The 26,667-nt window shown below is 63.5% G+C and carries 21 protein-coding genes, 5 tRNA genes and 1 pseudogene; 18 read left to right on the top strand and 9 right to left on the bottom strand.

Annotated features, from left to right (window positions below; all coding sequences use genetic code 11):
• The 4 genes and pseudogenes from AC1DSA_RS21310 to hpnC all read right to left on the bottom strand — a co-directional run.
• Positions 1-137: pseudogene (locus AC1DSA_RS21310) on the bottom strand (IS481 family transposase); the annotation flags it as partial.
• Positions 138-233: 96 nt separating this feature from the next.
• The gene (gene hpnE / locus AC1DSA_RS21305) at positions 234-1,511 is read right to left on the bottom strand and encodes a hydroxysqualene dehydroxylase HpnE (RefSeq protein ID WP_477892896.1); all 1,278 of its coding nucleotides are present in this window, start codon (positions 1,509-1,511) and stop codon (positions 234-236) included.
• Entirely contained in the window at positions 1,508-2,350 is an 843-nt protein-coding gene (gene hpnD / locus AC1DSA_RS21300) for a presqualene diphosphate synthase HpnD (RefSeq protein ID WP_477892897.1), read from the bottom strand. Before hpnD ends, hpnE begins: the two co-directional genes overlap by 4 nt.
• Before the next feature lie 20 nt (positions 2,351-2,370).
• Complete coding sequence (hpnC, locus tag AC1DSA_RS21295) at positions 2,371-3,228, bottom strand: squalene synthase HpnC (RefSeq protein ID WP_477892895.1); 858 nt, start codon at positions 3,226-3,228, stop codon at positions 2,371-2,373.
• A 125-nt stretch (positions 3,229-3,353) separates the two neighbouring features.
• Between hpnC and AC1DSA_RS21290 the strand changes: the two genes are divergently transcribed.
• The 13 genes from AC1DSA_RS21290 to AC1DSA_RS21230 all read left to right on the top strand — a co-directional run bounded on the left by AC1DSA_RS21290 (position 3,354) and on the right by AC1DSA_RS21230 (position 16,536).
• Positions 3,354-4,532, top strand: coding sequence for an efflux RND transporter periplasmic adaptor subunit (locus tag AC1DSA_RS21290; RefSeq protein WP_477892894.1), 1,179 nt, complete (start codon positions 3,354-3,356; stop codon positions 4,530-4,532).
• Between the two features lie 7 nt (positions 4,533-4,539).
• Complete coding sequence (locus tag AC1DSA_RS21285) at positions 4,540-7,707, top strand: efflux RND transporter permease subunit (RefSeq protein WP_477892893.1); 3,168 nt, start codon at positions 4,540-4,542, stop codon at positions 7,705-7,707.
• A gap of 79 nt (positions 7,708-7,786) precedes the next feature.
• A tRNA-Leu gene (locus AC1DSA_RS21280) sits at positions 7,787-7,873 on the top strand.
• 29 nt (positions 7,874-7,902) lie between these two features.
• Entirely contained in the window at positions 7,903-9,219 is a 1,317-nt protein-coding gene (gene tig / locus AC1DSA_RS21275; RefSeq protein ID WP_477892892.1) for a trigger factor, read from the top strand.
• A 143-nt stretch (positions 9,220-9,362) separates the two neighbouring features.
• On the top strand, positions 9,363-9,971 hold the full coding sequence (gene clpP, locus AC1DSA_RS21270; RefSeq protein ID WP_477892891.1) for an ATP-dependent Clp endopeptidase proteolytic subunit ClpP: 609 nt from the start codon (positions 9,363-9,365) through the stop codon (positions 9,969-9,971).
• Positions 9,972-10,076: 105 nt separating this feature from the next.
• Positions 10,077-11,342, top strand: a complete 1,266-nt coding sequence (gene clpX / locus AC1DSA_RS21265; protein WP_477892890.1) for an ATP-dependent Clp protease ATP-binding subunit ClpX — start codon at positions 10,077-10,079, stop codon at positions 11,340-11,342.
• 163 nt (positions 11,343-11,505) lie between these two features.
• Positions 11,506-13,920: an endopeptidase La gene (lon, locus tag AC1DSA_RS21260; RefSeq protein ID WP_477892889.1), complete on the top strand. Its 2,415-nt coding sequence runs from the start codon at positions 11,506-11,508 to the stop codon at positions 13,918-13,920.
• A gap of 70 nt (positions 13,921-13,990) precedes the next feature.
• Positions 13,991-14,066: transfer RNA gene (locus AC1DSA_RS21255), tRNA-Gly, on the top strand.
• Positions 14,067-14,115: 49 nt separating this feature from the next.
• A tRNA-Cys gene (locus tag AC1DSA_RS21250) sits at positions 14,116-14,189 on the top strand.
• 7 nt (positions 14,190-14,196) lie between these two features.
• A tRNA-Gly gene (locus AC1DSA_RS21245) sits at positions 14,197-14,272 on the top strand.
• Between the two features lie 85 nt (positions 14,273-14,357).
• Positions 14,358-14,449, top strand: a tRNA-Leu gene (locus AC1DSA_RS21240).
• A 65-nt stretch (positions 14,450-14,514) separates the two neighbouring features.
• Positions 14,515-15,141 carry a DUF6806 family protein gene (locus tag AC1DSA_RS21235; protein ID WP_477892888.1) on the top strand — a complete coding sequence of 209 codons (627 nt, stop codon included), beginning with the start codon at positions 14,515-14,517 and terminating at the stop codon, positions 15,139-15,141.
• 87 nt (positions 15,142-15,228) lie between these two features.
• Complete coding sequence (locus AC1DSA_RS21230; RefSeq protein ID WP_477892887.1) at positions 15,229-16,536, top strand: MFS transporter; 1,308 nt, start codon at positions 15,229-15,231, stop codon at positions 16,534-16,536.
• Here AC1DSA_RS21230 and murI read toward each other — a convergent pair.
• Both murI and AC1DSA_RS21220 read right to left on the bottom strand, forming a co-directional pair.
• A complete protein-coding gene (gene murI, locus AC1DSA_RS21225) occupies positions 16,516-17,295 on the bottom strand; it encodes a glutamate racemase (RefSeq protein WP_477892886.1) in 780 nt (259 codons plus the stop codon). The two genes, AC1DSA_RS21230 and murI, sit on opposite strands and share 21 nt — an antisense overlap.
• Before the next feature lie 44 nt (positions 17,296-17,339).
• Complete coding sequence (locus AC1DSA_RS21220) at positions 17,340-18,893, bottom strand: fumarate hydratase (RefSeq protein ID WP_477892885.1); 1,554 nt, start codon at positions 18,891-18,893, stop codon at positions 17,340-17,342.
• Between the two features lie 199 nt (positions 18,894-19,092).
• Here AC1DSA_RS21220 and AC1DSA_RS21215 point away from each other — a divergent pair, with 199 nt between their 5' ends.
• Positions 19,093-20,328 (top strand): hypothetical protein, encoded by a 1,236-nt coding sequence (locus AC1DSA_RS21215; protein WP_477892884.1) that lies wholly within the window; start codon positions 19,093-19,095, stop codon positions 20,326-20,328.
• Positions 20,325-22,103: an ATP-binding protein gene (locus tag AC1DSA_RS21210; RefSeq protein WP_477892883.1), complete on the top strand. Its 1,779-nt coding sequence runs from the start codon at positions 20,325-20,327 to the stop codon at positions 22,101-22,103. Before AC1DSA_RS21215 ends, AC1DSA_RS21210 begins: the two co-directional genes overlap by 4 nt.
• A 50-nt stretch (positions 22,104-22,153) precedes the next feature.
• Here AC1DSA_RS21210 and AC1DSA_RS21205 read toward each other — a convergent pair whose 3' ends face one another.
• Together AC1DSA_RS21205 and AC1DSA_RS21200 are read right to left on the bottom strand one after the other, a co-directional pair.
• Entirely contained in the window at positions 22,154-22,936 is a 783-nt protein-coding gene (locus AC1DSA_RS21205) for a hypothetical protein (protein WP_477892882.1), read from the bottom strand.
• An 89-nt stretch (positions 22,937-23,025) separates the two neighbouring features.
• Complete coding sequence (locus AC1DSA_RS21200) at positions 23,026-23,385, bottom strand: hypothetical protein (protein WP_477892881.1); 360 nt, start codon at positions 23,383-23,385, stop codon at positions 23,026-23,028.
• A gap of 124 nt (positions 23,386-23,509) precedes the next feature.
• Here AC1DSA_RS21200 and AC1DSA_RS21195 point away from each other — a divergent pair, with 124 nt between their 5' ends.
• From AC1DSA_RS21195 to AC1DSA_RS21185, 3 genes are all read left to right on the top strand, one after another.
• Positions 23,510-24,589, top strand: a complete 1,080-nt coding sequence (locus AC1DSA_RS21195; RefSeq protein WP_477892880.1) for a tyrosine-type recombinase/integrase — start codon at positions 23,510-23,512, stop codon at positions 24,587-24,589.
• A gap of 6 nt (positions 24,590-24,595) precedes the next feature.
• Entirely contained in the window at positions 24,596-24,736 is a 141-nt protein-coding gene (locus AC1DSA_RS21190; protein ID WP_477892879.1) for a hypothetical protein, read from the top strand.
• A gap of 72 nt (positions 24,737-24,808) precedes the next feature.
• Positions 24,809-25,036: a hypothetical protein gene (locus tag AC1DSA_RS21185; RefSeq protein ID WP_477892878.1), complete on the top strand. Its 228-nt coding sequence runs from the start codon at positions 24,809-24,811 to the stop codon at positions 25,034-25,036.
• A gap of 936 nt (positions 25,037-25,972) precedes the next feature.
• On the opposite strand, the gene AC1DSA_RS21180 is transcribed toward AC1DSA_RS21185, so the two are convergent.
• The gene (locus tag AC1DSA_RS21180) at positions 25,973-26,341 is read right to left on the bottom strand and encodes a hypothetical protein (RefSeq protein ID WP_477892877.1); all 369 of its coding nucleotides are present in this window, start codon (positions 26,339-26,341) and stop codon (positions 25,973-25,975) included.
• Between the last annotated feature and the right edge of the window lie 326 nt (positions 26,342-26,667).

Raw genomic sequence — 26,667 nt, 5'->3', positions numbered from 1 at the left:
AGCCATTTGCGCGCGGTGGGCGCGGTCACGCCCTGCTGGTCGGCGGCATCCGGGGCGCTCAGGCCGCGCAGTGTCATGGCTTGAACCATTTCGAGACGACGGGCCAACGTCAGTCTGGCATTCTTGTGAATGTTCATCTGGTTGAGTTCCTTGAGTAAGACGGGGGGTTTGGCGATTCCCAGTCTCTCAAACTCAACTCAGATGGACAGATACAACCTATTGGACCTTCACAACTAGGTCGCCAGCGCGCGCGCCACCGCCACGCCGGAGCGCACGGCCCCTTCCAGCGTCGCGGGGTAGGGGCCTTCGACATAGTCGCCGCAGGCCCAGAGTCCCGGCGCGATCGCCATCGATGGCCGCCGCAGGCCCGGCACGCACGCGAAGGTCGCGCGCTTTTCCACGATCGTGCGCAGCGGCTGCACCTGCCAGCCTTCAGCCTTCGCCTGTGCCACCACCTGTTGCTCAAGGACGGCCTTGTCGGCCGTGCTCGCGCTCACGACGAAGGCGAGCAGCCCGGCGGGACCGCCGAGCTGCGAACGGTCGAACACGAACTGCGCCGGCGCGCCGGGACCGGAAGCCAGGGCCAGCATGGGCAACGGCAGCCGCGGGCCGCCCGTCACGTAGAGGGTCGCGATCGCCTCGTGGGTGAGCGCCTGCGCGTCGGCCAGCCAGCGTCCGGCGACTATCCCGCTGTCCTGCAGCAAGCGCGCGGCCTCCGACGCGGGCGTGGCCAGCACCACGGCGTCGTGCTGATCGGCATCCACCCGCCAGCCGTTCCCATCGGGACGCAGCGCTTGCGCGCGCTGGCCGATGCGAAGTTGCGCGCCACGTGCGCGCAGCCACGCTTCGGCCGCGTCCGGGAAGATGCGACCCAGTTCCTGCCGCGGCAGCAGCAGGTTGGAGCCCCCCCAGGCCCCGTGTCCGCGGCCGAACAGCGCATCACGCAGCACGCGCAGGAATACGGTCGCGCTGGAGCGCTCGGCCGGGGTGTTGAGCGCCGAGACGCACAACGGTTCGATCAGCTGGGCGCGCACCCGGGGCGTGAGCGATCGCGTGAGCTCGGCGACGCTGAGGGCGTCGTCGCAGCGAAAGCCCGCCAGTTGCCAGGCCGCCGCCGCGCGCAGCAGCGACAGCTTGTCGCGCCAGTTCCAGCCGCTTGCGCCCAGGATGCCGGCGGCCGCATCCCAAGGCGCGGGCCAGGAGGGCAGGGCGAGGCCCCGACCCTGCGGATCGCGCAGCACCAGCGGCATCCGCAGCATCGCCGCTTCGGTCGCGACGCCCACGTGCTCCATGAGCCGGAAGGTCTCGACGTAGGCCCCGATCAGGATGTGCTGGCCATTGTCCAGCGTGGCGGTGCCTCCCTGCGGAAGCGGCACTTCGAGCGTCCGCGCACGTCCGCCGAGCGTGCGGGCGGCCTCGTAGACGGTGACGGCGTGCCCGGCCTCGACGGCTTCCACGGCCGCGGCGAGCCCGGCCCATCCCGCGCCGATGATGGCGACGCGCCGCGTCACCCCATGCGTCCTAGCGCTTGCACCTTCCAAGCCAGCCACAGCTTGCGCACGGGCGTGAGGCTGATGCGCTGCTTGAGCACCTGGAAGTCCTCGGCTTCGATCTCGCGCAGGAGGGTCCGGTAGATGCTGGCCATCATCAGGCCCGGCTTCTGGGCACGCCGGTCTTCCGCCGGCAGCAGCGCGAGCGCCGCGTCGTAGAGCGCGTGCGCGCGCTGCGCCTGGAAACGCATCAGCGCCACGAAGCGCTCGGAGTGCTTGCGTTGCAGGATCTCGTGCGCCTTCACGTCGAACTGCTGAAGCTCGTTGACGGGCAGGTAGATCCGGCCGCGCATCGCGTCTTCGCCGACGTCGCGGATGATGTTCGTGAGCTGGAAGGCGTGCCCGAGCTTGTGGGCGTAGTCGGTGGTGGCGGCCTGCGTCTGTCCGAAGATGCGCGCCGAGACCTCGCCCACCACGCCGGCCACGAGGTGGCAGTAGCGCTGAAGTGCGGTGTAGTCCAGGTAGCGGGTCTGCTCCAGGTCCATCTGGCAGCCACGGATCACGGCCTGCAGTTGCGCCTGCTCCAGCCCGAAGGCTTCGATGCTGGGCATCAGCGCCTGCATCACCGGATGCGACGGCTTTCCCGCAAAGGCCTGCGCGACCTCGGATTGCCACCAGGCGAGCTTGGCCTGCGCCACGCTCGGCTCGTGCACTTCGTCCACCACGTCGTCGACCTCGCGGCAGAAGGCGTAGAAGGCCGTGATGGCAGCGCGGCGCGGTGGCGGCAGAAAGAGGAAGGCGTAATAGAAGCTGCTGCCCGAGGCTGCGGCCTTCTGCTGGACGTACTGTTCCGGCGTCATAGGGGTCAGGGGCAAGATTTTCACATCCGCAGGGCGTGCCACAGCATGGGCACGGCATCGGCTGGGCCCAGAGTGGGTCGGCGCTGCGTGGTTCGGTACCCCAAAGACTCGATGCGGCGCAGGATGCGCAAGCCGCCTTGCACCACCAGGCGCAGCTCCCAGCCCGCCCGGCCCGGCACCGCGTGCACGAGCGGCGCGCCCGACAGCATCAGCTCGCGGGTCCACCCGCACAGGTCGCGCACCAGCGCGGCCAAGTTCGCGTGCGACGACCAGGTTTGCGGCAAGGCCGGATCGATGCCATGCAGCAGGGCGTCGGTCGCGGGCAGGTAGTAGCGCCCCCGCGGCAGGTCGACGCTCAGGTCCTGCCAGAAGTTGGCGAGTTGCAGGGCACTGCAGATGGCGTCGCTTTGCGCCAGCGCAGGCGTTCCGGTCACGCCGTAAAGGTGCAGCATGAGTCGTCCCACCGGGTTTGCGGAGCGACGGCAGTAATCCAGGAGCTCTTCACGGTTGCGATATCCGGTGCGATCCCGGGTCTTCTCCACGTCCTGGCGGAAAGCATCGAGCAGGTCGAACAGGGGCTGCCCAGGCAGCGCGAACTCCACACGGGCGGTTCCCAGCGCGGAAAAGACGCCTTCCCAGCGTCCCGAGCCCCTGTTGCCTGCCAGGCACGCGGAAAGGTCGTTCTTGTAGGCCTGAAGGTCCGCGAGACGGTTACCCTCTGTTGCATTTCCCTCATCCGCGATATCGTCAGCCGTACGCGCAAACCAATACAGCGCGGCAACCGGCCGCCGCAGTCGGGAAGGGCACAGCCAGGAGGCGACGGGGAAATTTTCGTAGTGCTCGACCGGGCGGTGCCGGTCGTCAGGGCGGGAGATCACGTCCTGATTGTCGCTTGACAGGCTCTGCAGCCTTTTTTAGATTACTAACCGGTCAGTCATTAGCGGTGACAACTTACCGCCGACCCATCTCCTTCCTTCAAGGCGTACCCGTTCACGGATTTCCTATGGTGACCAACGATTCCTTCCGCCCGGCACTCTGGAGCGTGGCCCTGCTGCCGATCGCCTTGCTGCTGGGCTGCTCCCGCAATGACGCGCCGCCCGAACCCGTCCGGGCGGTGAAGGTGATCACCGTGGCCGCTTCGGGCATGCAGTCGCGACACGAGTTCTCCGGTGAAGTCCGAGCCCGCGTCGATTCGCGCCTGGGTTTCCGCGTGGGGGGAAAGATCACCCACCGCGCGGCGGAGGCGGGCCAGCACGTGAAAGCCGGCACCGTCCTGGCGCAGCTCGATCCCCAGGATTACCGGCTTGCTGCCGAAGCTGCGCGCGCCCAGGTCGCCGCGGCGAGCACCAACCGCGACCTGGCGGCGGCGGATTACAAGCGCTACGTGGCCCTGCGCGAGCAGAACTTCATCAGCGGCGCTGAACTGGAACGGCGCGACACCGCGCTGAAGGCGGCGCAGGCGCAACTGGAACAGGCCCAGGCGCAGCTCGCGTCGCAGGGCAACCAGGCTCGTTATACGAACCTGGTGGCGGATGTCTCCGGCGTCGTCACGGCGGTCGAGGCCGAACCCGGCCAGGTGGTGAGCGCCGGCACGCCCGTCGTCCGGATCGCCGCCGATGGTCCGCGCGACGTCGTGTTCGCCGTCCCGGAGGACAAGGTCGTCGCCGTGCGCGCCGGCACTCCTGTGCAGGTGCGCCTGTGGGGCAGCGAAGCCCTCATGAACGGCCAGATCCGGGAGGTCGCCGCCAGCGCGGATCCCGCCACCCGCACCTACGCGGTCAAGGTGTCGCTCGAACCCTCGGCCCAGCCGCCGCTGGGGGCCACCGTGACCGTCCTGCCTCAGCTGCCCACCGTCGCCGGAGGGCAAGTGATCAAGATCCCGATCAGCGCCTTGCGCCAGGAAGGCCAGGGCAGTGCGGTGTGGGTGCTCGACAAGGCGTCGATGACCGTGCGATCGCAACCCGTTCAACTCGCCACGGCCGATGGCAACGAAGCGGTGATCGCGGCCGGACTGCAGCCGGGCATGGTGATCGTGTCGGCCGGCGTGCACGTGCTGGCGCCCGGGCAGAAGGTGTCGGTCTGGCAGGAAAAGACCTCTTACACCCCCGCCCTCGCCACCGACCAGGCGCGCAAGCCGGTCGCGGGCGCGGCCCAGGCAGCCACTCTCACAACCACGCGCTGACACCGCCATGAGCGAGACTCCCGAGGAGCGCCAGCGCTTCAACCTCTCCCGCTGGGCGCTGGAACACCCGGCCCTCACGCGTTACCTGATCGTGGTGCTGATGGTGCTGGGCATGGCCAGCTACTTCCAGCTGGGACAGGACGAAGATCCGCCCTTCACGTTCCGCGCCATGATCCTGCGCGTGTTCTGGCCGGGGGCCACGGCGCAACAGGTGGCCGAGCAGGTGACCGACAAGATCGAGCGCACCCTGCAGGAAGTGCCGTACGCGGACATCATCCGCAGCTACTCCAAGCCCGGCGAAACGCTGATCGTGCTGCAGATCAAGGACTCCTCGCGCGCGGCGGAGGTGCCCAACGTCTGGTACACGGTGCGCAAGAAGGTCGGGGACATCCGCAACACCTTGCCTGCGGGCGTGGTCGGTCCCTTCTTCAACGACGAATACGGCGACGTCTTCGGCGTGATCTACGCGCTGGAGGCGGACCAGGGTTACGGGTACGCGGAGGTGAAGACCTTCGCCGACGACGTGCGCCAGCAGCTGCTGCGCGTGCCGGACGTGGCCAAGGTCGAACTGTTCGGCGTGCAGGACGAAAAGCTGTACATCGAGATCTCGCAGAAGCGTCTCGCACAGCTGGGACTGGACCTCAATCAGGTGCTGCAGCAGCTGGGACAGCAGAACGCGGTGGAGGCGGCCGGCGCCGTGCAGACGCCGTTGGAGGTGGTGCAGGTGCGCGTCGCCGGCCAGTTCGAGGCGGTGGAGCAGTTGCAGGCGATGCCGATCCGCGGCGCTTCCGGCAACCAGCTGCGCCTGGGCGACCTCGCCGAGGTCAAGCGCGGCTACGTCGATCCACCCCAGGTGAAGGTGCGCCACGGCGGCAAGGAAGTGATCGCCCTGGGGGTGTCCATGGCCAAGGGCGGCGACATCATCCGCCTGGGGCAGTCGCTGAAGGCGGCGACCAGCCGCATCGACGACGGCTTGCCCGCGGGCATCCGGCTGGTGCAGGTGCAGGACCAGCCCCGGGCAGTGTCGACGTCGGTCAACGAGTTCGTGCGGGTGCTGATCGAGGCGGTGGCGATCGTGCTCGCCGTGAGCTTCATCAGCCTGGGGCTGCACAAGCGGCCGGAGCCCGGGCTGCCGCTGTGGAAGCGCTGGTATGTGGACATGCGTCCCGGCCTGGTGGTGGGCATCACGATTCCCCTGGTGCTCGCGGTGACCTTCCTGGCGATGTTCTACTGGGGCATCGGCCTGCACAAGATCTCGCTCGGCTCCCTGATCATCGCGCTGGGCCTGCTGGTGGACGACGCCATCATTGCCGTGGAGATGATGGTCCGGAAGATGGAGGAGGGCTACGACAAGGTCCGCGCCGCCACCTTCGCGTACGAAGTGACGGCCATGCCCATGCTGACCGGGACGCTGATCACGGCCACCGGTTTCCTGCCGATCGGCATGGCGCGTTCCACGGTGGGCGAGTACACCTTCGCCATCTTCGCGGTGACGGTGATCGCACTGGTGCTGAGCTGGCTCGTCTCCGTCTACTTCGTGCCTTACCTGGGCACCCACCTGCTCAAGGCCAAGCCCGTGTCGAGCGGGCACCAGGAGCATTTCGACACGCCGTTCTATCGACGCTTCCGGGCGACCGTGGACTGGTGCGTGGAGCACCGCTGGCTCACCATCGGTGCCACGCTGCTGACCTTCGCCCTGGGCATCGTCGGCATGGGCAAGGTGCAGCAGCAGTTCTTCCCGGACTCCAGCCGGCCAGAGATCCTGGTGGACATCTGGTTCGCCGAGGGCACTTCGTTCGCGGCGAACGAGGACGTCACCAAGCGGCTGGAGAAGCGGCTCATGGGCCTGCCGGACATCACCAGTGTCACGACCTGGGTCGGTTCCGGCGTGCCGCGCTTCTACCTGCCGCTGGACCAGATCTTCCCGCAGAGCAATGCCTCGCAGCTGATCGTGCTGCCGAAGGACCTGCCCACCCGCGAGACCGTCCGCAAGCAGTTGCCCGCGCTGCTGGCCAAGGAATTTCCTGAGGTGCGCTCGCGCGTCAAGCTGCTGCCCAACGGCCCGCCGGTTCCCTATCCCGTGCAGTTCCGTGTGATGGGGCCCGATCCCAAGGTGCTGCGCGAGCGGGCGGACGAAGTGAAGGAGGCGATGCGCCAGAGCCCCAACACGCGCGGCGTCAACGACAACTGGAACGAGTCGGTGAAGGTGCTGCGGATGGAGGTGGACCAGGCGAAAGCGCGCGCGCTCGGCGTGACCAGCCAGTCGATCGCGCAGGCCAGCCGCACGACGCTCAACGGCACGTCCGTGGGCCAATACCGCGAAGGCGACAAGCTGATCGACATCGTGCTGCGGCAGCCGCTGGACGAGCGCAATGCGATCAGCGACCTGGGCAACGGCTATCTGCCGACCACCTCGGGCAAGGCGATCCCGCTGACGCAGATCGCCAAGCCGGTGTTCACCTGGGAGCCCGGCGTGATGTGGCGCGAGGGCCGCAACTACGCGATCACGGTGCAGTCGGACATCGTGGAGGGCCTGCAGGGCGCAACGGTGACACAGGAACTGCTGCCCAAGCTGAAGGCGCTGGAAGCCCGCTGGCCCCAGGGTTACCGCATCCAGGTGGCGGGTGCGGTGGAGGAAAGCAGCAAGGGCTCTTCCTCCATCGCCGCCGGCGTGCCGGTGATGCTCTTCATCACGTTCACGTTGCTGATGCTGCAGTTGCAGAGTTTCTCGCGCGCGATGCTGGTGTTCCTCACCGGCCCTCTGGGCATCGCCGGCGTCGCGGGCGCCCTTCTGCTGCTGAACCGGCCGTTCGGTTTCGTGGCCCTGCTGGGCGTGATCGCCCTGATGGGCATGATCCAGCGCAACTCGGTGATCCTGATCGATCAGATCGAGCAGGACCGTGCCCGGGGCGTCCCCACCTGGAACGCGATCGTCGAAGCCGCGGTGCGCCGCCTGCGTCCCATCGTGCTGACCGCGGCGGCGGCGGTCCTGGCCATGATCCCCCTGTCGCGCTCCGTGTTCTGGGGTCCCATGGCCGTCGCGATCATGGGCGGGCTGATCGTCGCCACCGTGCTGACGCTGCTGGCGCTGCCCGCCATGTACGCGGCGTGGTTCCGGGTCAAGCGCGAGGATTCTTCGCCGTCGCCGCTGGCCGCGGAGCCGGTGCCCGTGTAACGGTTAAAATCGCCTGTTGACCGGATTCGAGCGGGCGGTCGGGTTTTCCTGGCCGTCCGCTTTTCCCTTTCAGTGACCCGCGCGGGTGGCGAAATTGGTAGACGCACCAGGTTTAGGTCCTGACGCCAGCAATGGCGTGTCGGTTCGAGTCCGACCCCGCGCACCACGAACGCGTTTTTTCCAACCGAGATGATCATGGCCGTGACCGTAGAAACCCTGGACAAGCTGGAACGCAAGATGACGCTGACGCTGCCCGTCAACGCCATCCAGTCCGAAGTCGATTCCCGCCTGAAGAAGCTGGCGCGCACCGTCAAGATGGACGGCTTCCGACCCGGCAAGGTGCCGCTGTCGGTCGTGGCGCAACGCTACGGCTACTCCGTTCAGTACGAAGTGATGAACGACAAGGTGGGCGAGGCCTTTGCCGCCACCGCCAACGAGGCCAAGCTGCGCGTGGCCGGCCAGCCCAAGATCACCGAGAAGGAAGGCGCGCCCGAGGGCGAACTAGCCTTCGACGCCGTGTTCGAGGTGTATCCCGAGGTGAAGATCGCCGACCTGGCGGAGGCCGAAGTCGAGAAGATCAGCACCGAGGTGAGCGATGCCGCGATCGACCGCACGCTGGACATCCTGCGCAAGCAGCGCCGTACCTTCGCCCAGCGCGCGCAGGACGCCACCGTGCAGGTGGGTGACCGCGTGAGCGTGGACTTCGAAGGCAAGATCGACGGCGAGACCTTCGAGGGCGGCAAGGCCGAGGACTTCCAGTTCATGGTCGGCGAAGGCCAGATGCTCAAGGAATTCGACGAGGCGGTGCGCGGCATGAAGGCGGGCGAGAGCAAGACCTTCCCGCTGGCGTTCCCGGCCGATTACCACGGCAAGGACGTGGCGGGAAAGACGGCCGACTTCATGGTCACCGTCAAGAAGCTCGAGTCCTCCAACCTGCCGGAAGTCAACGAAGCCTTCGCCAAGTCCCTCGGCATCCAGGACGGCACCGTCGACGCGCTACGCGCCGACATCCGCAAGAACCTCGAGCGCGAAGTCAAGTTCCGCCTGCTGGCGCGCAACAAGCAGGCCGCGATGGACGCGCTGGTCGCGAAGTCCGAGCTCGACCTGCCCAAATCGATCGTGCAGAACGAGATCGACCGCCTCATCGAATCGCAGCGCAACGAGCTCAAGCAGCGCGGCCTGAAGGACGTCGAGAAGCTGCCGATCCCTGACGACATCGTGCGCCCGCAGGCCGAGCGCCGCGTTCGCCTGGGCCTGGTGGTGGCCGAACTGGTGCGCGCCAACAGCCTGGATGCGAAGCCCGACCAGATCAAGCAGCACATCGAGGAACTGGCGGCGAGCTACGAGCGTCCTGCCGACGTGGTGCGCTGGTACTACGGCGACAACCGCCGCCTGGCCGAGGTGGAAGCGATCGTGATCGAGAACAACGTCACCGACTTCATCCTGTCGAAGGCAAAGACCGTCGAGAAGAAGGTGGAATTCGACGAGCTGATGGGCCAGCAGCAAGCCTGACGCGGCGTCGAAGACCGTCCACGGTTTCGGCAGAAACCGCGCTCCTGATACGGCCAAGGGCCGGGCAGGCCTTGTCAAAGGCCTCCCCGGCCCCAATTCCATTCAGGCTAAAGTACAGCCAAGACAACGGAGCACATTCCCCCATGAGCGCACTTGAAACCCAGGGCCTGGGCCTGATCCCCATGGTCATCGAGCAGTCCGGCCGCGGCGAGCGGTCGTACGACATCTATTCGCGCCTGCTGCGCGAGCGCGTCGTGTTCCTGGTCGGCCCGGTGAACGACCAGACGGCGAACCTGGTGGTGGCGCAGCTGCTGTTCCTGGAATCCGAGAACCCGGACAAGGACATCTCCTTGTACATCAACTCCCCGGGCGGCAGCGTCAGCGCCGGCATGGCGATCTACGACACGATGAACTTCATCAAGCCGTCGGTCTCCACCCTGTGCACGGGCATGGCGGCGTCGATGGGCGCCTTCCTGCTTGCGGCCGGCGAGAAGGGCAAGCGCTTCGCGCTGCCCAACTCCAAGATCATGATCCACCAGCCCCTGGGCGGCATGCAGGGCCAGGCGACGGACATCGAGATCCATGCGCGCGACATCCTGAGGACCAAGGGCACGCTGAACAAGATCCTGGCGGAGCGCACCGGCCAGCCGCTCGAGAAGATCGAGCGCGACACGGATCGCGACTATTTCCTCGAGGCGGAAGAGGCGAAAGCCTACGGCCTGGTGGACCAGGTCATCGCAAAAAGGCCCTGAGAAATTCCCGCAACGCGGTTGCAGTGCAGCAACGGCGCCTCCGGGAAACCGGGGCGCCGTTTGTTGTATGGTTATCATTGATTCAAGTAACGAAGGCACGGACCCATGGCCGACCGAAAAGGCTCCTCCAGCGAGAAAACGCTTTACTGCTCGTTCTGCGGGAAGAGCCAGCACGAGGTCAAGAAACTCATCGCAGGTCCTTCGGTCTTCATCTGCGACGAGTGCATCGACCTGTGCAACGAGATCATCCGCGACGAACTTCCCGCGGGTGACGAGCAGCGGGAGGCGCGCGGCGACCTGCCGACCCCTGCCGAGATCAAGGGCAACCTCGACAACTACGTGATCGGCCAGGAGCCCGCCAAGCGCGCGCTCTCCGTAGCGGTCTACAACCACTACAAGCGCCTGCGCCACAAGGACAAGGCCAAGAAGGACGAAGTCGAGCTCACCAAGAGCAACATCCTCCTGATCGGCCCCACCGGTTCCGGCAAGACCCTGCTGGCGCAGACCCTGGCGCGCATGCTGGACGTTCCCTTCGTGATGGCCGATGCCACCACGCTGACCGAAGCCGGCTACGTCGGCGAGGACGTCGAGAACATCATCCAGAAGCTGCTGCAGAACTGCAATTACGAAGTCGAGCGCGCGCAGCGGGGCATCGTGTACATCGACGAGATCGACAAGATCTCGCGCAAGTCCGACAACCCCTCCATCACGCGCGACGTATCCGGTGAAGGCGTGCAGCAGGCGCTGCTCAAGCTGATCGAAGGCACCATGGCCAGCGTGCCGCCCCAGGGCGGGCGCAAGCACCCGAACCAGGACTTCCTGCAGATCGACACGACCAACATCCTGTTCATCTGCGGCGGCGCCTTCGCGGGACTGGAAAAGGTGATCGAGCAGCGCACCGAAGCGTCCGGCATCGGCTTCGGCGCCAACGTTCGCAGCAAGAAGGACCGCACGCTGTCGGACATGTTCCGCGACGTCGAGCCGGAAGACCTGATCAAGTTCGGCCTGATCCCCGAACTGGTCGGCCGCCTCCCGGTGGTCGCGACCCTTGCCGAGCTGACGGAAGATGCGCTGGTGCAGATCCTGACCGAGCCGAAGAACGCGATGGTCAAGCAGTACGCCAAGCTGCTCGCCATGGAAGGCGTCGACCTCGAGGTCCGGCCGAATGCCCTGAAGGCGATCGCGCGCAAGGCGCTGAACCGCAAGACCGGCGCGCGCGGCCTGCGCTCGATCCTGGAACAGTCGCTGATCGACACGATGTTCGAACTGCCCAACATCAGCAATGTCGAAAAGGTGGTGGTCGAGGAGAGCACCATCGAGGAAAGCAAGCCACCGCTGCTCGTCTACCGCGAGGCGGCGAAGAAGGCCTGATGATCCGGGACAGGGCCTTCCCCCTCCAGGCTGCAACGGCCCACCTCCTGTCCCCCCTTCTTTTTTTGTGCCATTTGGTCCCGTCCGCCCTTCTGGGGAGCGGCCGGGTTGAAAATGTCCTTTTGCCAGCCATATTCGGCTGAGTCTCATTCCAAGGATCACCATGTCCGGACATACCCCCCTGCCTTCTGACCCGATGGACCTGCCGCTCCTGCCCCTGCGGGACGTGGTGGTGTTCCCCCACATGGTCATCCCCCTGTTCGTTGGCCGGCCCAAGAGCATCAAGGCGCTGGAAGCCGCCATGGAGGCCGAGCGCCGAATCATGCTGGTGGCGCAGAAGGCCGCCGCGAAGGATGAGCCCTCCGTCTCGGACATGTTCGAGGTCGGCTGCATCTCCACGATCCTGCAGATGCTGAAGCTGCCCGACGGCACCGTGAAGGTCCTGGTCGAGGGCCAGCAGCGCGCGCAGGTTTCCAAGATCGTGGACGGCAACCAGCACTTCACCGCCACCGTCGTACCGGTGGAAAGCCCGTCGTCGGACGGCAAATCGTCGGAGATCGAGGCGCTGCGCAGGGCCGTGCTCCAGCAGTTCGACCAGTACGTCAAGCTCAACAAGAAGATCCCGCCGGAGATCCTGACTTCGATCGCCTCCATCGACGATCCGGGCCGCCTCGCCGACACGATCGCCGCGCACCTGCCGCTCAAGCTGGACAACAAGCAGGTCGTGCTGGACCTCGCCGAGGTCAAGCCCCGCCTGGAGAACCTGTTCGAGCAGATCGAGCGCGAGGTCGAGATCCTCAACGTGGACAAGCGCATCCGCGGGCGCGTGAAGCGCCAGATGGAAAAGAACCAGCGCGACTTCTACCTCAACGAGCAGGTCAAGGCGATTCAGAAGGAGCTCGGCGAGGGCGAAGAGGGCGCCGACATCGAGGAGATCGAAAAGAAGATCAAGCTCGCCAAGATGCCCAAGGACGCCAAGAAGAAGGCGGACGCCGAGCTGAAGAAGCTGAAGCTGATGTCGCCCATGTCGGCCGAGGCGACGGTGGTGCGCAACTACATCGAAGTGCTGACGGGCCTGCCGTGGGCCAAGAAGACCAAGATCAAGCACGACCTGGCCTATGCCGAACAGGTGCTGAACGAGGACCACTGGGGCCTCGAGAAGGTCAAGGACCGCATCCTCGAGTACCTCGCGGTGCAGCAGCGCGTCGACAAGGTGAAGGCGCCCATCCTGTGCCTGGTCGGCCCTCCGGGCGTCGGCAAGACCTCGCTGGGGCAGTCGATCGCGAAGGCGACCGGCCGCAAGTACGTGCGCCAGGCGCTCGGCGGCATGCGTGACGAGGCCGAGATTCGCGGGCACCGCCGCACCTACATCGGCGCCATGCCGGGCAAGGTGCTGCAGTCGCTGTCCAAGGTCGGCACGCGCAACCCGCTGTTCCTGCTCGACGAGATCGACAAGCTGGGCCAGGACTTCCGCGGCGATCCGGCCTCGGCGCTGCTGGAAGTGCTGGATCCCGAGCAGAACCACACCTTCAGCGACCACTACGTCGAGGTCGACTTCGACCTGTCGGACGTGATGTTCGTGGCCACCTCGAACTCGATGAACATCCCGCCGGCGCTGCTGGACCGGATGGAGGTGATCCGCCTCTCGGGCTACACCGAGGACGAGAAGACCAACATCGCCATGCGCTACCTGCTGCCCAAGCAGATGAAGAACAACGGCGTGAAGGAAGAAGAGCTGCTGGTCGACGTATCGGCTGTGCGCGACATCGTCCGCTACTACACGCGGGAAGCCGGCGTCCGTTCGCTGGAACGCGAGCTGTCCAAGATCTGCCGCAAGGTGATCAAGGGGCTGCAGCTGAAGAAGATGACGCCGAAGGTGATCGTCAACGCCGACAACCTCAACGACTTCCTGGGCGTGCGCAAGTTCACCTACGGGCGTGCGGAAGCGCAGAACCAGGTCGGCCAGGTGGTCGGCCTCGCCTGGACCGAAGTCGGCGGCGACCTGCTGACCATCGAGGCGGCACTGATGCCCGGCAAGGGCCAGGTGCTGCGCACCGGTTCGCTGGGCGACGTGATGAAGGAGTCGGTGGAAGCTGCGCGCACCGTGGTGCGCAGCCGCTCGCGCCGCCTGGGCATCAAGGACGACGTGTTCGAGAAGAAGGACATCCACGTGCACGTGCCCGACGGTGCGACGCCCAAGGACGGCCCTTCCGCCGGCGCGGCAATGACGACGGCCATCGTGTCGGCTCTCACGGGCATCCCCGTGCGCGCGGACGTCGCGATGACCGGCGAGATCACGCTGCGCGGCGAGGTCACGGCGATCGGCGGCCTCAAGGAAAAGCTGCTGGCGGCGCTGCGCGGCGGCATCAAGACGGTGCTGATCCCGGAGGAGAACACCAAGGACCTGCAGGACATTCCCGAGAACGTGAAGAACGATCTCGAGATCGTGCCGGTCAAGTGGATCGACCAGGTGCTGGCGGTGGCGCTGGAACGCCAGCCGACTGCGCTGACCGACGACGAACCGGCCGCCGCCGCGCCGGTGGTGGAGGGAGCCACCCCCCTCGCCGTCAAGCACTGAGAACGGGTAGCGGAGTCTTAAGGTCCCCGTCAGGAGGCCAAAAAAACTCCGCTATACTTACGGCTTCGACGCGGGAATAGCTCAGTTGGTAGAGCGCAACCTTGCCAAGGTTGAGGTCGCGAGTTCGAGTCTCGTTTCCCGCTCCAGAACGTCGAAAAAGGGAAGCACATGCTTCCCTTTTTCTCTGTGAACAGCGGCGCGATAGCAAAGCGGTTATGCAGCGGATTGCAAATCCGCCCAGAGCGGTTCGACTCCGCTTCGCGCCTCCAAGTCGCTGCGGGAGTAGCTCAGTTGGTAGAGCGCAACCTTGCCAAGGTTGAGGTCGCGAGTTCGAGCCTCGTCTCCCGCTCCAGGTGCCGAAAAGGGAAGCCCCGTGCTTCCCTTTTTCGCATCCGGGGGCCGCTTGTCGCGATGCCGTACAGTCGGTCCATCGCGTCGCCTCGATGGTGAAATTGGTAGACACAGCGGACTTAAAATCCGCCGCTCGCTGAAAGGCGGCGTGCCGGTTCGATTCCGGCTCGAGGCACCAGCCCGCTGTCCCAACCCAGAACTACAACCCGGCCGGAACGGTCCACAATAGGGCCGGAGAGCACCATGTCCCAATACGACGCCCCCTTCGAGATCCACGTGCATGGCGACGTGCCACTGCGCAGCGGGGTGACTTACGCCCAGCTCCAGGAGGCCCTGAAACCCCTGTGGACCTATGCCGGCGCGAAATCCCTGGCGGATGGCGCCGAGAGCGCCTACGAAGAGGAGCCCGGCATCAAGTTCGACGCCCAGGAACACGTCCTGACGATGTGCTGGACGGTCGCGGGCGACCTCGACTTCCGCCAGCAGCTCGATGACATGTGCATGTCGCTCAACGAACTGGCCGAGGAGGGCGCCGCCATCGAGGTGACTTTCTACGACGCCGAGTTCGATGAGGAGGAGGCGCCGCCGGAAGAGGAATCGCGGGACGATTTCCTGATGCTGTTCGTCGGCCCGACGCCCGCCGCGATCATGCAGGTCCAGCGCGACCTGCTGGTGCAGGACGTTGTGAACCTGATGGAACGCCATTTCGACACCGGGGAGCTCGAAGGCGTCGTCGGCGAGATCGACAAGCTCTTCTCCGAGCGCTTCGACAAGCTGGTGAGCTCGCTCGAACTGGGCAAGCCGCCGCGCGGCAGCTCCGGAGGCGGCAGCGGCCACGGCGGCGGCCGTCGTCCGCGCCACCTGCATTGAGCCGACGCCGCGGGGTCGCCAGGGCGGCGGAGTGCCGCTGCGTGGGACTGCGCCGGCCGGCCCGGCTTTCCACCCTCTGAACGAACCATGCCCCTGTTCTCCCGGGATGCGCTGAACCCTGGCGTGCGCAGGCGCGAGGTGTTCGGCTGGGCGATGTACGACTTCGCCAACTCGGGCTACACGACCGTCGTGATCACGGCCGTCTTTGCCGCCTACTTCGTCGGCGGCATTGCCCAGAAGGCGGAGTGGGCCACCTTCGCCTGGACCCTGGCGCTCAGCATTTCGTACGCCATCGTGATGTTCACCATGCCGAGCCTCGGCGCCTACGCGGACTTGCGCGCGGCCAAGAAGCGCCTGCTGGCGATCGTCACGGCGGGCTGCGTCGTCAGCACCGCGGCGCTCGCGCTGGCGCGGCCAGGTGCGGTAGCGACCGCCATGGTGTTGATCATCGTGTCGAACGTCTTCTACAGCTATGGCGAGTCGCTGACCGCGGCGTTCCTGCCGGAGCTCGCGCACCCCAATTCGCTGGGGAAGGTGAGCGGGTGGGGCTGGGGCTTCGGCTACTTCGGCGGCATGCTGGCCCTGGGCATCTGTCTGGGCTACGTGATCTGGGCGCAGGGCCGCCAGATCCCGGCGGCGCAATTCGTGCCCGTCACCATGCTGATCACGGCGGTGCTTTACGGCGCGGCATCGCTGGTCACCTTCCGCCTGCTGCGCGAGCGCGCGCGGCCCGACCCACAGGCGCTGCAGCAAGGCGGCTTCGCGGCCTCGCTGCGGCAGCTCCAGCGCACCTTCTCGCAGGCGCGGCGCTACCGCGACTTCATGTGGCTGCTCGCCTGCGCCGTGTTCTACCAGGGTGGGGTGGCCGTCGCCATCACCCTGGCCGCCATCTATGCCGAGAGCGTGATCGGCTTCCAGCAGCAGGAAACGATGGTGCTGATCTTCGTGCTGAACCTCGCCGCCGCCGGCGGAGCCTTCGCCTGGGGCTACCTGCAGGACCGGATCGGCCACAAGATCGCGCTGGGCAGCACGCTGGTCGGCTGGATCGCCACCTGCATCATTGCCGCGCTGTCGGCCACCAAGGGCCAGTTCTGGTGGGCCGCGGCCATCGCCGGCCTGTGCATGGGGTCCAGCCAGTCGGCCGGCCGCGCGATGGCGGGCATGTTCGCGCCACCGCGGCAGCTCGCCGAGTTCTACGGCCTGTGGACGTTCGCGGTGCGGCTGTCGAGCATCATCGGCCCCCTGACCTACGGAGCGATCACATGGGCCACCGGCGGCAACCAGCGCCTGGCGATCGTCTCCACCGCTTTCCTGTTCGTGATCGGTCTGGTGCTGCTGACGAAAGTGGACGTCCCGCGCGGTCGCGCGGCTGCGCTACAGCCCCAGCCAGCGTGAAGCCGCCTGGTGCAGCGCCTCGGGTGATCCCGTGGTCTTCCATTGCACGCGGCCTTCGCCCGCGGGTTTGAGCAGGCCCTGCGCTTCGAGCAGCCGGCGCGTCTGCCGCGCGACCGGCTCGCCGGTTTCCACGAACCGGATGTCCGGCCCCAGCAACTGCCGGAACAGGTCCGCCGCGAACGGGTAGTGCGTGCATCCGAGCACCAGCGTGTCGATTTCCCCGGCGCCGGTGCCGAAGCAGCCGACCTCGCTGGTGTAGCGCTGGCACAGGGCGCGGATCTGCGGCTGGTCATCGGCCTCGATGGCAGCCGCCAGGCCGTCGCAAGGCACCAGGACGAACTGCGCCTCGTCCTTCAACGACGCCTGGAGCGCCTTGAACTTGGCGCTTCCCAGCGTGCCTCGCGTGGCGAGCACCGCCACCAGGCCGGTGCGGGTCATGGCGGCCGCCGGCTTGAGCGCCGGCTCGACGCCAATGACCGGCAGGTGCGTGTGCTGCGCGCGCAGCAGATGCACCGCGGCAGCGGTTGCCGTGTTGCATGCGACCACCAGGCCCTTGATGCGGTGCTGTTCCAGCAGGTCCACCGCGATCGCGAGCGAGCGGTCGGACACGAAGGGCTCCGCCTTCTCGCCATACGGCGCATGGCCGGCATCCGAGAAGTAGACGAAGTCTTCGTTTGGCAGTTCGGCGCGCAGGGCCCGCAGGATGCTGAGCCCGCCCACGCCGCTGTCGAACACACCGATGGGTCGGTCGCGGTTCATGCCGCGACTCTACCGGGACGGCGCCGGCGCCGCGCCGGACGGGTTCAACCCGCGCTGACAGGAATCTTCTTGAATTCGCCGGTCGCGATCTTCTTCGACCATTCCGCCGGCCCCGTGGTGTGGACGCTGGTGCCGTTGGCGTCCACCGCAACCGTCACCGGCATGTCGACCACGTCGAATTCGTAGATCGCTTCCATGCCGAGGTCGCCGAAGCCCAGCACCCTGGATTTCTTGATCGCCTTGGACACCAGGTAGGCCGCGCCGCCCACCGCCATCAGGTAGGCCGCCTTGTGCTTCTTGATCGATTCGATCGCCTCCGGGCCGCGCTCGGACTTGCCGATCATGCCGATGAGGCCGGTCTGCGCCAGCATCATGTCGGTGAACTTGTCCATGCGGGTGGAGGTCGTCGGACCGGCCGGCCCCACCACCTCGTCGCGCACGGGGTCGACCGGGCCCACGTAGTAGATGACGCGGTTGGTGAAGTCCACCGGCAGCGGTTCGCCCTTGGCCAGCATGTCCTGGATGCGCTTGTGGGCCGCGTCCCGGCCGGTGAGCATCTTGCCGTTCAGCAGCAGGGTCTGGCCGGCCTTCCAGGTGGCGATCTCTTCCTTGGTCAGCGTGTTCAGGTCGACGCGCCTGCTCTTCTGCGTGTCGGCCTGCCAGGCCACCTGCGGCCACAGGTCCAGGCTGGGCGGATCGAGGTAGACCGGGCCCGAGCCGTCCATGGTGAAGTGGGCGTGGCGCGTGGCGGCGCAGTTCGGGATCATCGCGACCGGCTTGCCGGCGGCGTGGCAGGGGAACATCTTGATCTTGATGTCCAGCACGGTGGTCAGGCCGCCCAGGCCCTGCGCGCCGATGCCCAGCGCGTTGACCTTCTCGTACAGCTCCAGCCGCATCTCCTCGACCTGCGACAGTTTCGCGCCACCGGCCGCCTTGGCCTGCAGCTCGTACATGTCGATGTCTTCCATCAGCGCTTCCTTGGCCAGCAGCACCGACTTTTCCGCCGTGCCGCCGATGCCGATGCCCAACATGCCGGGCGGGCACCAGCCGGCGCCCATGGTGGGCACGGTCTTCAGCACCCAGTCGACGATGGAGTCGCTGGGGTTGAGCATCATCATCTTGCTCTTGTTCTCGCTGCCGCCGCCCTTGGCCGCCACGGTCACGTCCACCTTGTTGCCGGGGACCAGTTCGACGTTGACCACCGCCGGCGCGTTGTCATTGGTGTTCTTGCGCGCGAAGTGCGGGTCGGCCACGACCGAGGCGCGCAGGGTGTTGTCGGGATGCAGGTAGGCGCGGCGCACGCCTTCGTTGACGGCGTCTTCCAGGCTGCCGGTGAAACCCTCGAGGCGGCAGTCCATGCCGATCTTCAGGAACACGTTGACGATGCCGGTGTCCTGGCAGATCGGGCGATGACCGGTCGCGCTCATCTTGCTGTTGGTCAGGATCTGCGCGATGGCGTCCTTGGCCGCGGGACTCTGCTCGCGTTCGTAGGCGCGGGCCAGATGGGCGATGTAGTCGGCCGGGTGGTAGTAGCTGATGTATTGCAGCGCGGCGGCGATCGATTCGATCAGGTCGGCTTGCTTGATGGTCGTCGGCATGGTGTTCGGGCGGTAAGGGAGGGGCTTGCCGGATTATCCCAGACGCTGCTGAGTACCTTCTTACACGCTTCGGCGGCACTTGGGACGCTTGGGGCCACGCTGCTGCAACGCTGGCCACCTGTACAAAATCAGCACAAACGCCTGATTGTCGCGCTGAGGGAGTCCGACCAAAATGCTGAGCTTCTAGGCAGGGAGCGGCATGAGCAGTCTTATCAAGGTCGAGGACGTCTACGACAGCCATTTGAACTTTCTTATTGGGTCCGGCGCATCTTTTGGGCTGTTCCCGACGCTTGCGCTGAAAGTCAAAGACGCCGATGGGCACGCCCAAACAATCGAGACCCTCGCGACGCATTTCGACCAGCAGAAGGACTTGGACCGCCACGCACTTCTGTTCATGCACTACTACCGCGAGTGCATCAGGCCCGTGTGCCAGTTCACCATTCAGAGCGTGGATGGGAACCCGCAGAAGGTTGGAGTCCTGAACAACTACCGATCCTTCATCGAAACGCTAGTCACGCTCCTTGATCGTCGCCGGCCTCTCGACAAGCGCTGCAATGTGTTCACGACGAACTATGACGGCTGCTTTTCGCACATGGCGGATGCCATCCTTGAAGCCGGCTCGATAGATTTCGTGCTCAACGACGGCACAAGGGGCTTCCATCGAAAGGTTGTCCAGGCACGCAACTTCAACAGCTTTCTATGCCAGTCAGGCGTATTCGATCTGCACCATACCAGCGTGCCGCAGATCAACCTGATTCATTTGCACGGGAGCGTCTACTGGCGGAAAGCCGACGGCAACATCGCAGTCAACTATCAGCCCACAGGGGATGCCGACATCGTGCCAGCAGTTGCAGGTGAGGTGCTAACGCAATTCTCTGCGAGTCTTGCGTCTGAGGACAAGACGATCGAAGACCTGCCAACGTTTGAGTTCCCTGCCAACGAGAGAGCGGAATTTTGGAGCCAGTACGAGCAGCTGCCGATCGTGAATCCCACAAAATGGAAGTTTCACGAGACAGTCTTTGAAGAGCATTACTACCAAATGCTCCGGCTTCTCAGCTATGAGTTGGAGCGACCGAACGCCGTTTTGATCACGTTCGGTTTTTCATTTGCCGACGAACACATCCTCAACCTTGTCCGTCGCTCGCTCTCGAATCCAAGGCTGCAGGTGTTCGTCTGCTGCTTCGATGCAGCAGAAGCTGACCGAATGAAGGCGCACTTCAAGGGATTCAGGAACGTCCAGTGCCTAACGTTGGACGACGGATCCTTGGACTTTGCTGCCTTCAATGAGAGCGTGTTTTCGTTGCGTGAACATGCCGCCAAGCAGTCCTCTTCTATGCCGGCTCCGGCCGCAGACGCGGCTGCCGGTGCTGGTGCTGGTGCTGGTGCTGGTGCGCATGCCGCGGCAGATCTTCCGCCGCAAGGGTCGGCCCAATGAGCATTCGAATCGGCGAAGTGATCGCTGTTCAGGGAACGCGGATCATCCTGCGTGTGGATGAAGAGTCGAGCAAGGAAACGCTTTACTACGACGGGTCCAAGTTCAAGGGCGTGTCAATCCGCGAGTTCATCTCAATTCAGCGAGGCTTCCGAGACATCGTATGCCTCGTTGAGGGTGAGTACCTTGATGAATCTCGAATCGAAGGTTCGAAGGATGGCAAGTTCGGATATATCCGGAAGGTCGAAGTGCGACCGATTGGCTACTTCGAAGCAGGCGCGTTCAGAGAGGGCATCAAGTACATGCCGATGATCAAGGATGCTGCCTTCTTGATGCAGGAGGAACGGGTTTCAGCCATCTATGGCAAGACTTGGGACGAAGGCTACGTTATCGGACGCATGCTGAAGGAGGACATCCCGGTTTCACTTCCGTGGCGCGTACTCTTCAATTCGCACATCGGAATCTTTGGGAACACTGGGAGCGGAAAGTCGAACACCCTCGCAAAGCTGTACACAGTGCTGTTCGAGAAGAAGGGCGCTGCGATGCAAGGTCACAGCAGGTTCGTAGTTCTTGACTTCAATGGAGAGTACACGGGAGATCAGCTTTTGCCTGTGCAGTCCAAAACCATCCTCAAGTTGTCCACGGCGGGTCAGACAGGCGACAAGTTCAGGCTCAGGGAAAACGAGTTCTGGAGCTTGGAGGTTCTTAGCATCCTCTTTCAGGCAACCCAGAACACTCAGCGTCCATTTCTCAACCGCATTGTTGAGGGTCGGCAGAAGTACGGCCAGAATCAGAACTCTTTGACCAACTACGTAAAGAGCATCTTCCGCGCTGTGTTCTCTGCGGCTTCTCCCAAGCGCGAGGCGCTTGATCTCCTTAGAACAGTAACGCAGATCATCGGCAATGACGCACTGCTGAATGAGCTGGGCGCCATCACTTGGCACGGGCAGCAACAGAAGTTCATTCGGCAGCACGCGACGCACACGACGTACTTCGAGTCGAACGGCCAAGGCTATGAAGAGCAACTTGAGGAACTGGTAGACGCACTTGATGCGAGCGGCTTGGACTCCTTCGATCAACTAATAGTGAGATCGAACCTGCGTTTGGCGCAGGACGTAACCCACGGCTTTGTTCAGTTTGACCACATCCAACCACTGCTCAAGCGAATCGAAGCGTCGTTGACTCACCTTCGAAAGGTGATTGAAGTTGGTGCTGAGGCTGCGGAACCTCCGCTCCTTACCGTCATATCACTGAGGAAGTGCAACAGTGAGATGAAAAAAATAATGCCGCTGCTAGTGGCCAAGCACTACTACGAAGAGCACAAAAGAGAGGTCGCGACACCGCCCGATCAAACGATTCATTTGATCATCGACGAAGCTCACAACATCCTTTCTCAAGCTTCGACAAGGGAGCATGAGAGCTGGAAGGACTACCGGCTGGAGTTGTTCGAGGAAATTATTAAGGAGGGGCGGAAGTTCGGCGTATTTCTTACTGTCTCCAGCCAGAGGCCTGCAGATATCTCGCCAACAGTAGTTTCGCAGCTGCACAATTTCTTCATCCATCGGCTGGTCAATGATCGTGACCTCGCCTTGTTGGAGAATACGATCACGACGCTGGATCGACTTTCACGTGGGCTCATACCAACTCTGGCCAAAGGTTCTTGTGTGGTCACTGGGACATCGTTTGATCTTCCGATGATTCTCCAGATGGACATTCTGGACAAGGAGAAGCAGCCGGACAGCGAGGACGTGAACCTCGAAGAACTTTGGGGCGCGTGAAGCGGCCAAGACCAGCTGAGACAGGGGGAACTGCCCTATCGTGCCACCTCTCACTTCTTCCTCGCGTGTTGCGATTCTGCGCGATCCTTCAGGACTGCCTTGCCAAACCAGTCCGGCACTTCGGTAAGTTGGGTGTCCATGACGTTCTCTGGAACATCGCGCCAAAACGCCACGATCGCGTCCGAAAAAGCCTGGAGCTGATCGTCGCTCACTTTGAGGTTCGTGTGGTCACGGTAGTCTGTACTCGACAGCCCAGCCCCTAGCGCCTTCAAGGGATCATCGAGATACTCAGCGAAGCCATCTCTCAAGTCGTCGAGAGATTTCCCCTTTCCGTGCTTGTAAACGTTGACCACAAGGCGGCACGCGTCCAGCGTGTGGTAATAGTCCGCGCCACGGACATTCCAGCCAAAGCTCTCCAGCAGCTCAGTGAGCTGGCCGAAGTCAGCTGACCATACTCTCATGTGGACATTGCTGCCACGATGCCAATGTTGAATCTCGCGTACCAGCCAGTCGCGTAGCTGCTTGTCCCATTCATGAAACATCCCGGCGACAACACTCAGGCGGGTCTGGTCGCGCAAGTCGCTCAAGAGGCCGTAGAACTCAATGCCAACGTCGTGGGCCGCTTCGTAGAAGTCCGCCGGGTCATGGCGATCTGGGTCGAAGTGCGGGCCGCTTTGCTGTAGCCATTCTTCGGCTGCTCGGTCCGCATCAGCCCCCATGTCGTCGAACTGCGAAAGCAAACGCTTTCGTGCTTGTTCAACATAGAAGAGGTGACCTTTGATCAGCGACTGCCGAAACGGTCCCCACATCTGGAACAACGCATATCCGCTCATGCCTTCGCCGCCTTTCGGACTCTATGCCTCGCCGCAAAATTTGCCAAGATAATGCTTGCGCCGTACGCCGCGGCCAGGGCGTGTGGACGCTAACCGTCTCTGAGCTTCTCCTGCACGTCGAGTTGATCACGCAGGCTCTCCCACTTGGCAGCATCCTGATCGCTCTCGAACCGCCCGCTCAGTACCACGTGCGTTCGAACTTCTTGCACGTTGCCGCCGATATCAACCTCGACATTGACTTCACAAAGTGCAAACGTGGCGCTGAGGCCCAAGTCGTGCGCAATCTCGTACGCGGAGTTCAACTGTGGAGCGTTGTCCCACTTGATCTCTGCGCGCACATTGCCGGTAGGCGTTTGCCGCAGCATGGTCGCACTATTCCGCTTGTTAATCCCTGGGGCGAACTTCGCTGGCGGGCGGTTGAACAGAACGTAGTTGCGCGTGATCGTCATGGCACCAGCATTGTATGAACCAGTGACCGTGGTGCAGCGCGCGGTGCGAGCAGATTCAACAAATAGTTGATCCGGTTGCCACCCGAACGCATCCTCCGTCGTGTTAAACGACAACGAGGACGCAATGGCACTGACGGAACGCAACGGAATCTGGCACTGGCGCAAAGTCGTCCAGGGCCATACGTTCGCGCGTAGCACCAAGACCGGCGACAAGAAGCTCGCCGAACAGATCGCAGCGCTTTGGGAAGCGGAAGCGATCAAGGAAGTCGTCCTCAAGGGCACCAAGCCCGTCCTGCTGCACTCGGTTATCAAGGCTTTCCTTGACGCAAGGAAGGGGTCGGGAGGGCACGCCAACGCACAAGTCCACCTGAAGCATTTCCTGGCCTTGCCGAACGTCCGCATGGGCGACCTGACCCTTGCGCAACTTCAGAGTGTTGTTCAGAAGCGCCGCGACGCGGGGGCGTCCCACAACACGCTGGTCGTGTCGGTCTCCTACTGGAATGCGGTTGTCCGCTTCGCGGAGGAGCAGAAGTGGGCAACCGCAGTCAAGCTCCCGCGCATGTACCCGGAAAAGACCCGGCTGCGGTATTTGTCGGCTGAAGAAGAAGCAGCGCTGTTCGCTGCCATAGACCCGAAAGCCAAGTACCCTGGCAAGTGCGCTCGAACTGACAAGGCTCGGCAGGACAACACGGACTTGCTAATTGGCTTGTTGCACACTGGGGCGCGCTATCGGGAGATCGCGCGGATGTCGTGGTCTCAGGTGGACATGGAAGGACGCAAGGTCCGCATCCATCGCCAGAAGGGCGGGCTGGATAGCACGTTGGTCATGAGTGACCAGCTTCATGCAATGTTTGGCCGTCGGAAGTCAGCGGCTGCGGATCAATGGGTATTCCCGACCAAGCGTCGCCACAACAACAACTACGCTTGGTTGCGCGCGGCGCTGGATCGGATCGGCGTTACGGCGGAAGCTGGCAAGGTCACGCTCCATACCGCACGTCACACGTTCGCTTCCCGCATGTTGAACAGCGGCATGTCGCTAGTGGAAGTGCAGGGGCTGCTCGGCCACCGAAATATCCAGTCCACGATGGTTTACAGCCACGTGGAAACGGGCGCAGTTGCGGAGAAGGCAGCTCGCGTGTTGGACAGCATGCAGCAGGCGCAAGGGAAAGCCAGCCCTGCGCCAAAGCTGTCAGTTGTGAGGTAACACAACATGCAACGCCTTCTTTTCTGGGTTGCAGTGATCGTCCTGTTGCCGCACTTGCTGCGCTTCGTCCAGTGGCTGCTGACCGCAGCTTTCAAGCTGCTCCTCTGGCTGTTGGTGCTCGGATTGCTCCTCAAGCTTTTTCAGTAGTCGGACACACAAAGACAAGTTTCAGCGTTTCGGACGCGTCCGCCACTAAATACCTCAACGGAGGTATTTTTGGTGCGATATTACGAATTCTCAACAATTACCGAGGATACGTCTTCGGAAAATCTGCCGACACCAATGGATCGCAGCAAGCTGCGTCGAAAGCGTGCTGCTGAACGGCTTGAGCAAATGAACCGCGATCGCTTAGAGATGATTGCGCGCGAGGTTGATCGAGAGTTGCGCCGGTACCTTGTGTCCGGCGAGTACGAACGGCATCAGATTGCCGACATTATCGGACATTAAGCAGTGCTGCACCCGATGCAGGAAATACATTTCCAGCCCCGTGCAATAAACGTTGTACTACATGCCTCTGGCTACGTCAGAAGGCATGCGATTTTCCAGAGGGGTATGGGTCGTGCGCAGAAAATGCGCGGATCGATTGATATTTCCACCTCGGGATTAGTTGTTTCCGTTTAATTTTCCTGTCGTCGGTCTTTTCGTGTGCAGAACAACGCAAGTACGCGGCGTGCGTTGCGAGATTCGAAACCCGCATGCGCGAAGCTCGATCAACGCTGGTTCTTGCGTCAGGTCTGATCGCGACCACGGATGCTAAATAGGTCGAGACGGAGCTAGTGACACTCGCTGCGTCGCGCTGGGAACCCCAGCAGGTCAACGTCGCCTACGTGTCATAAGCAGCGTTCAGTTTGTTCCCGGAAGGGGTTTGTTCTGTAAAAACGGCGTCCAGCCTGGCAAGAGCCCAAAACCCCACCCATGCCTGTATGTTTGGACCGATGGTCCGTGAGGGGCGCAGGTCTTGGCAATCTCTCGATGCCAAGTGATACGACTTCCTGAAAAGGGTGATATTCGCGGTTTTGCAGTTGCTTGGACAACAGCTGCTTGGGGTTCCGAAAAGACCTAGTCGATAAGAATGCGCGGTGCGTAATGCAAACGCGGAACGAGATGAGAGTTACTACGGTAGCCAGTAGACGAATAGATTGCTTTGTCTTGTCTAGTCGTCTGAAGGCATCACGAAACACTCAAGAGCTGTACATGTGTACTCGCGTTGGTGCTTGTCAGGTCTCTTAGATTTCTTGAAGGTTTGTTCCTTGTCAGAAGTCAGCACGTTGAGGTCATCATCACCCGACGCCCCTTCTATGAGTGAGCACTCCAAAGGACGATCCGCGACAGACAGCTCTCAAGCTGCATGACACGGATCGGTGGAGAGGGTTAGCCGCGGGATTAGGCGGTCTCAGCTTCCTTCTTCTTGCGCACCGGCGGCTTGCGCTGGGTAGCCTTCAGTGCGTCGTCCAACTCGCCCGCAGCAGCTGCGGTCTTGGCAGCTTCCAGCAGCTTGATCGCAGCTTCCGCGTCGGCGACCTGGAACTGCTTGGCGCCGTTCAGCGTCAGCGCCGAGTTGGCGTTGCGAAAGCTCAGGACGAACGTCCCGTCCGACTGCTTGCGGAACCACTTGCCCTTGTCGGCACCTTCGCCGATGGCCTTGATCGTGGCGTCCACGTGGGCAGCGAACTTGGCACGCATGCGTTCGACCGGATCGCTCGGCACGTCCGGCTTTGTGAAGGGCTGCGCTAGCTTGCCGAGTGCGGCCATGAAGCCTTGCGAATCGGCTTGCGCGGCCGGGAGAGTCTTGACCTTGGACATTTTGTTCTTCCTTTGGAAAGCGGCGCAATTGCCGTATGCCAGAGGATTGGTTCACCTGCGCGGCGGATCAAGAAAAGAATGACAGCTCGTTGTAGACCGCGCTAGTAATCGCCGACCAGCATGACCGTCGTGTAGCTGCGGTCCGCTTCGGTGATCACGTAAATTGGCGTTCCGTCCTTGAGCAGGTACTTGGAGAGAATCCTTGCGCCGTGAAGCACCGCTTGCTCATTCGCTCGCTTGTCTGAGCTCCCTAGATTGCCCCAATCGCCGCGTTG

Source organism: Ramlibacter sp. P4_H7 (genome assembly GCF_056400765.1).
Note: the sequence above shows the minus strand (reverse complement) of the source record. Positions and strands in the feature narration are given on the sequence as shown.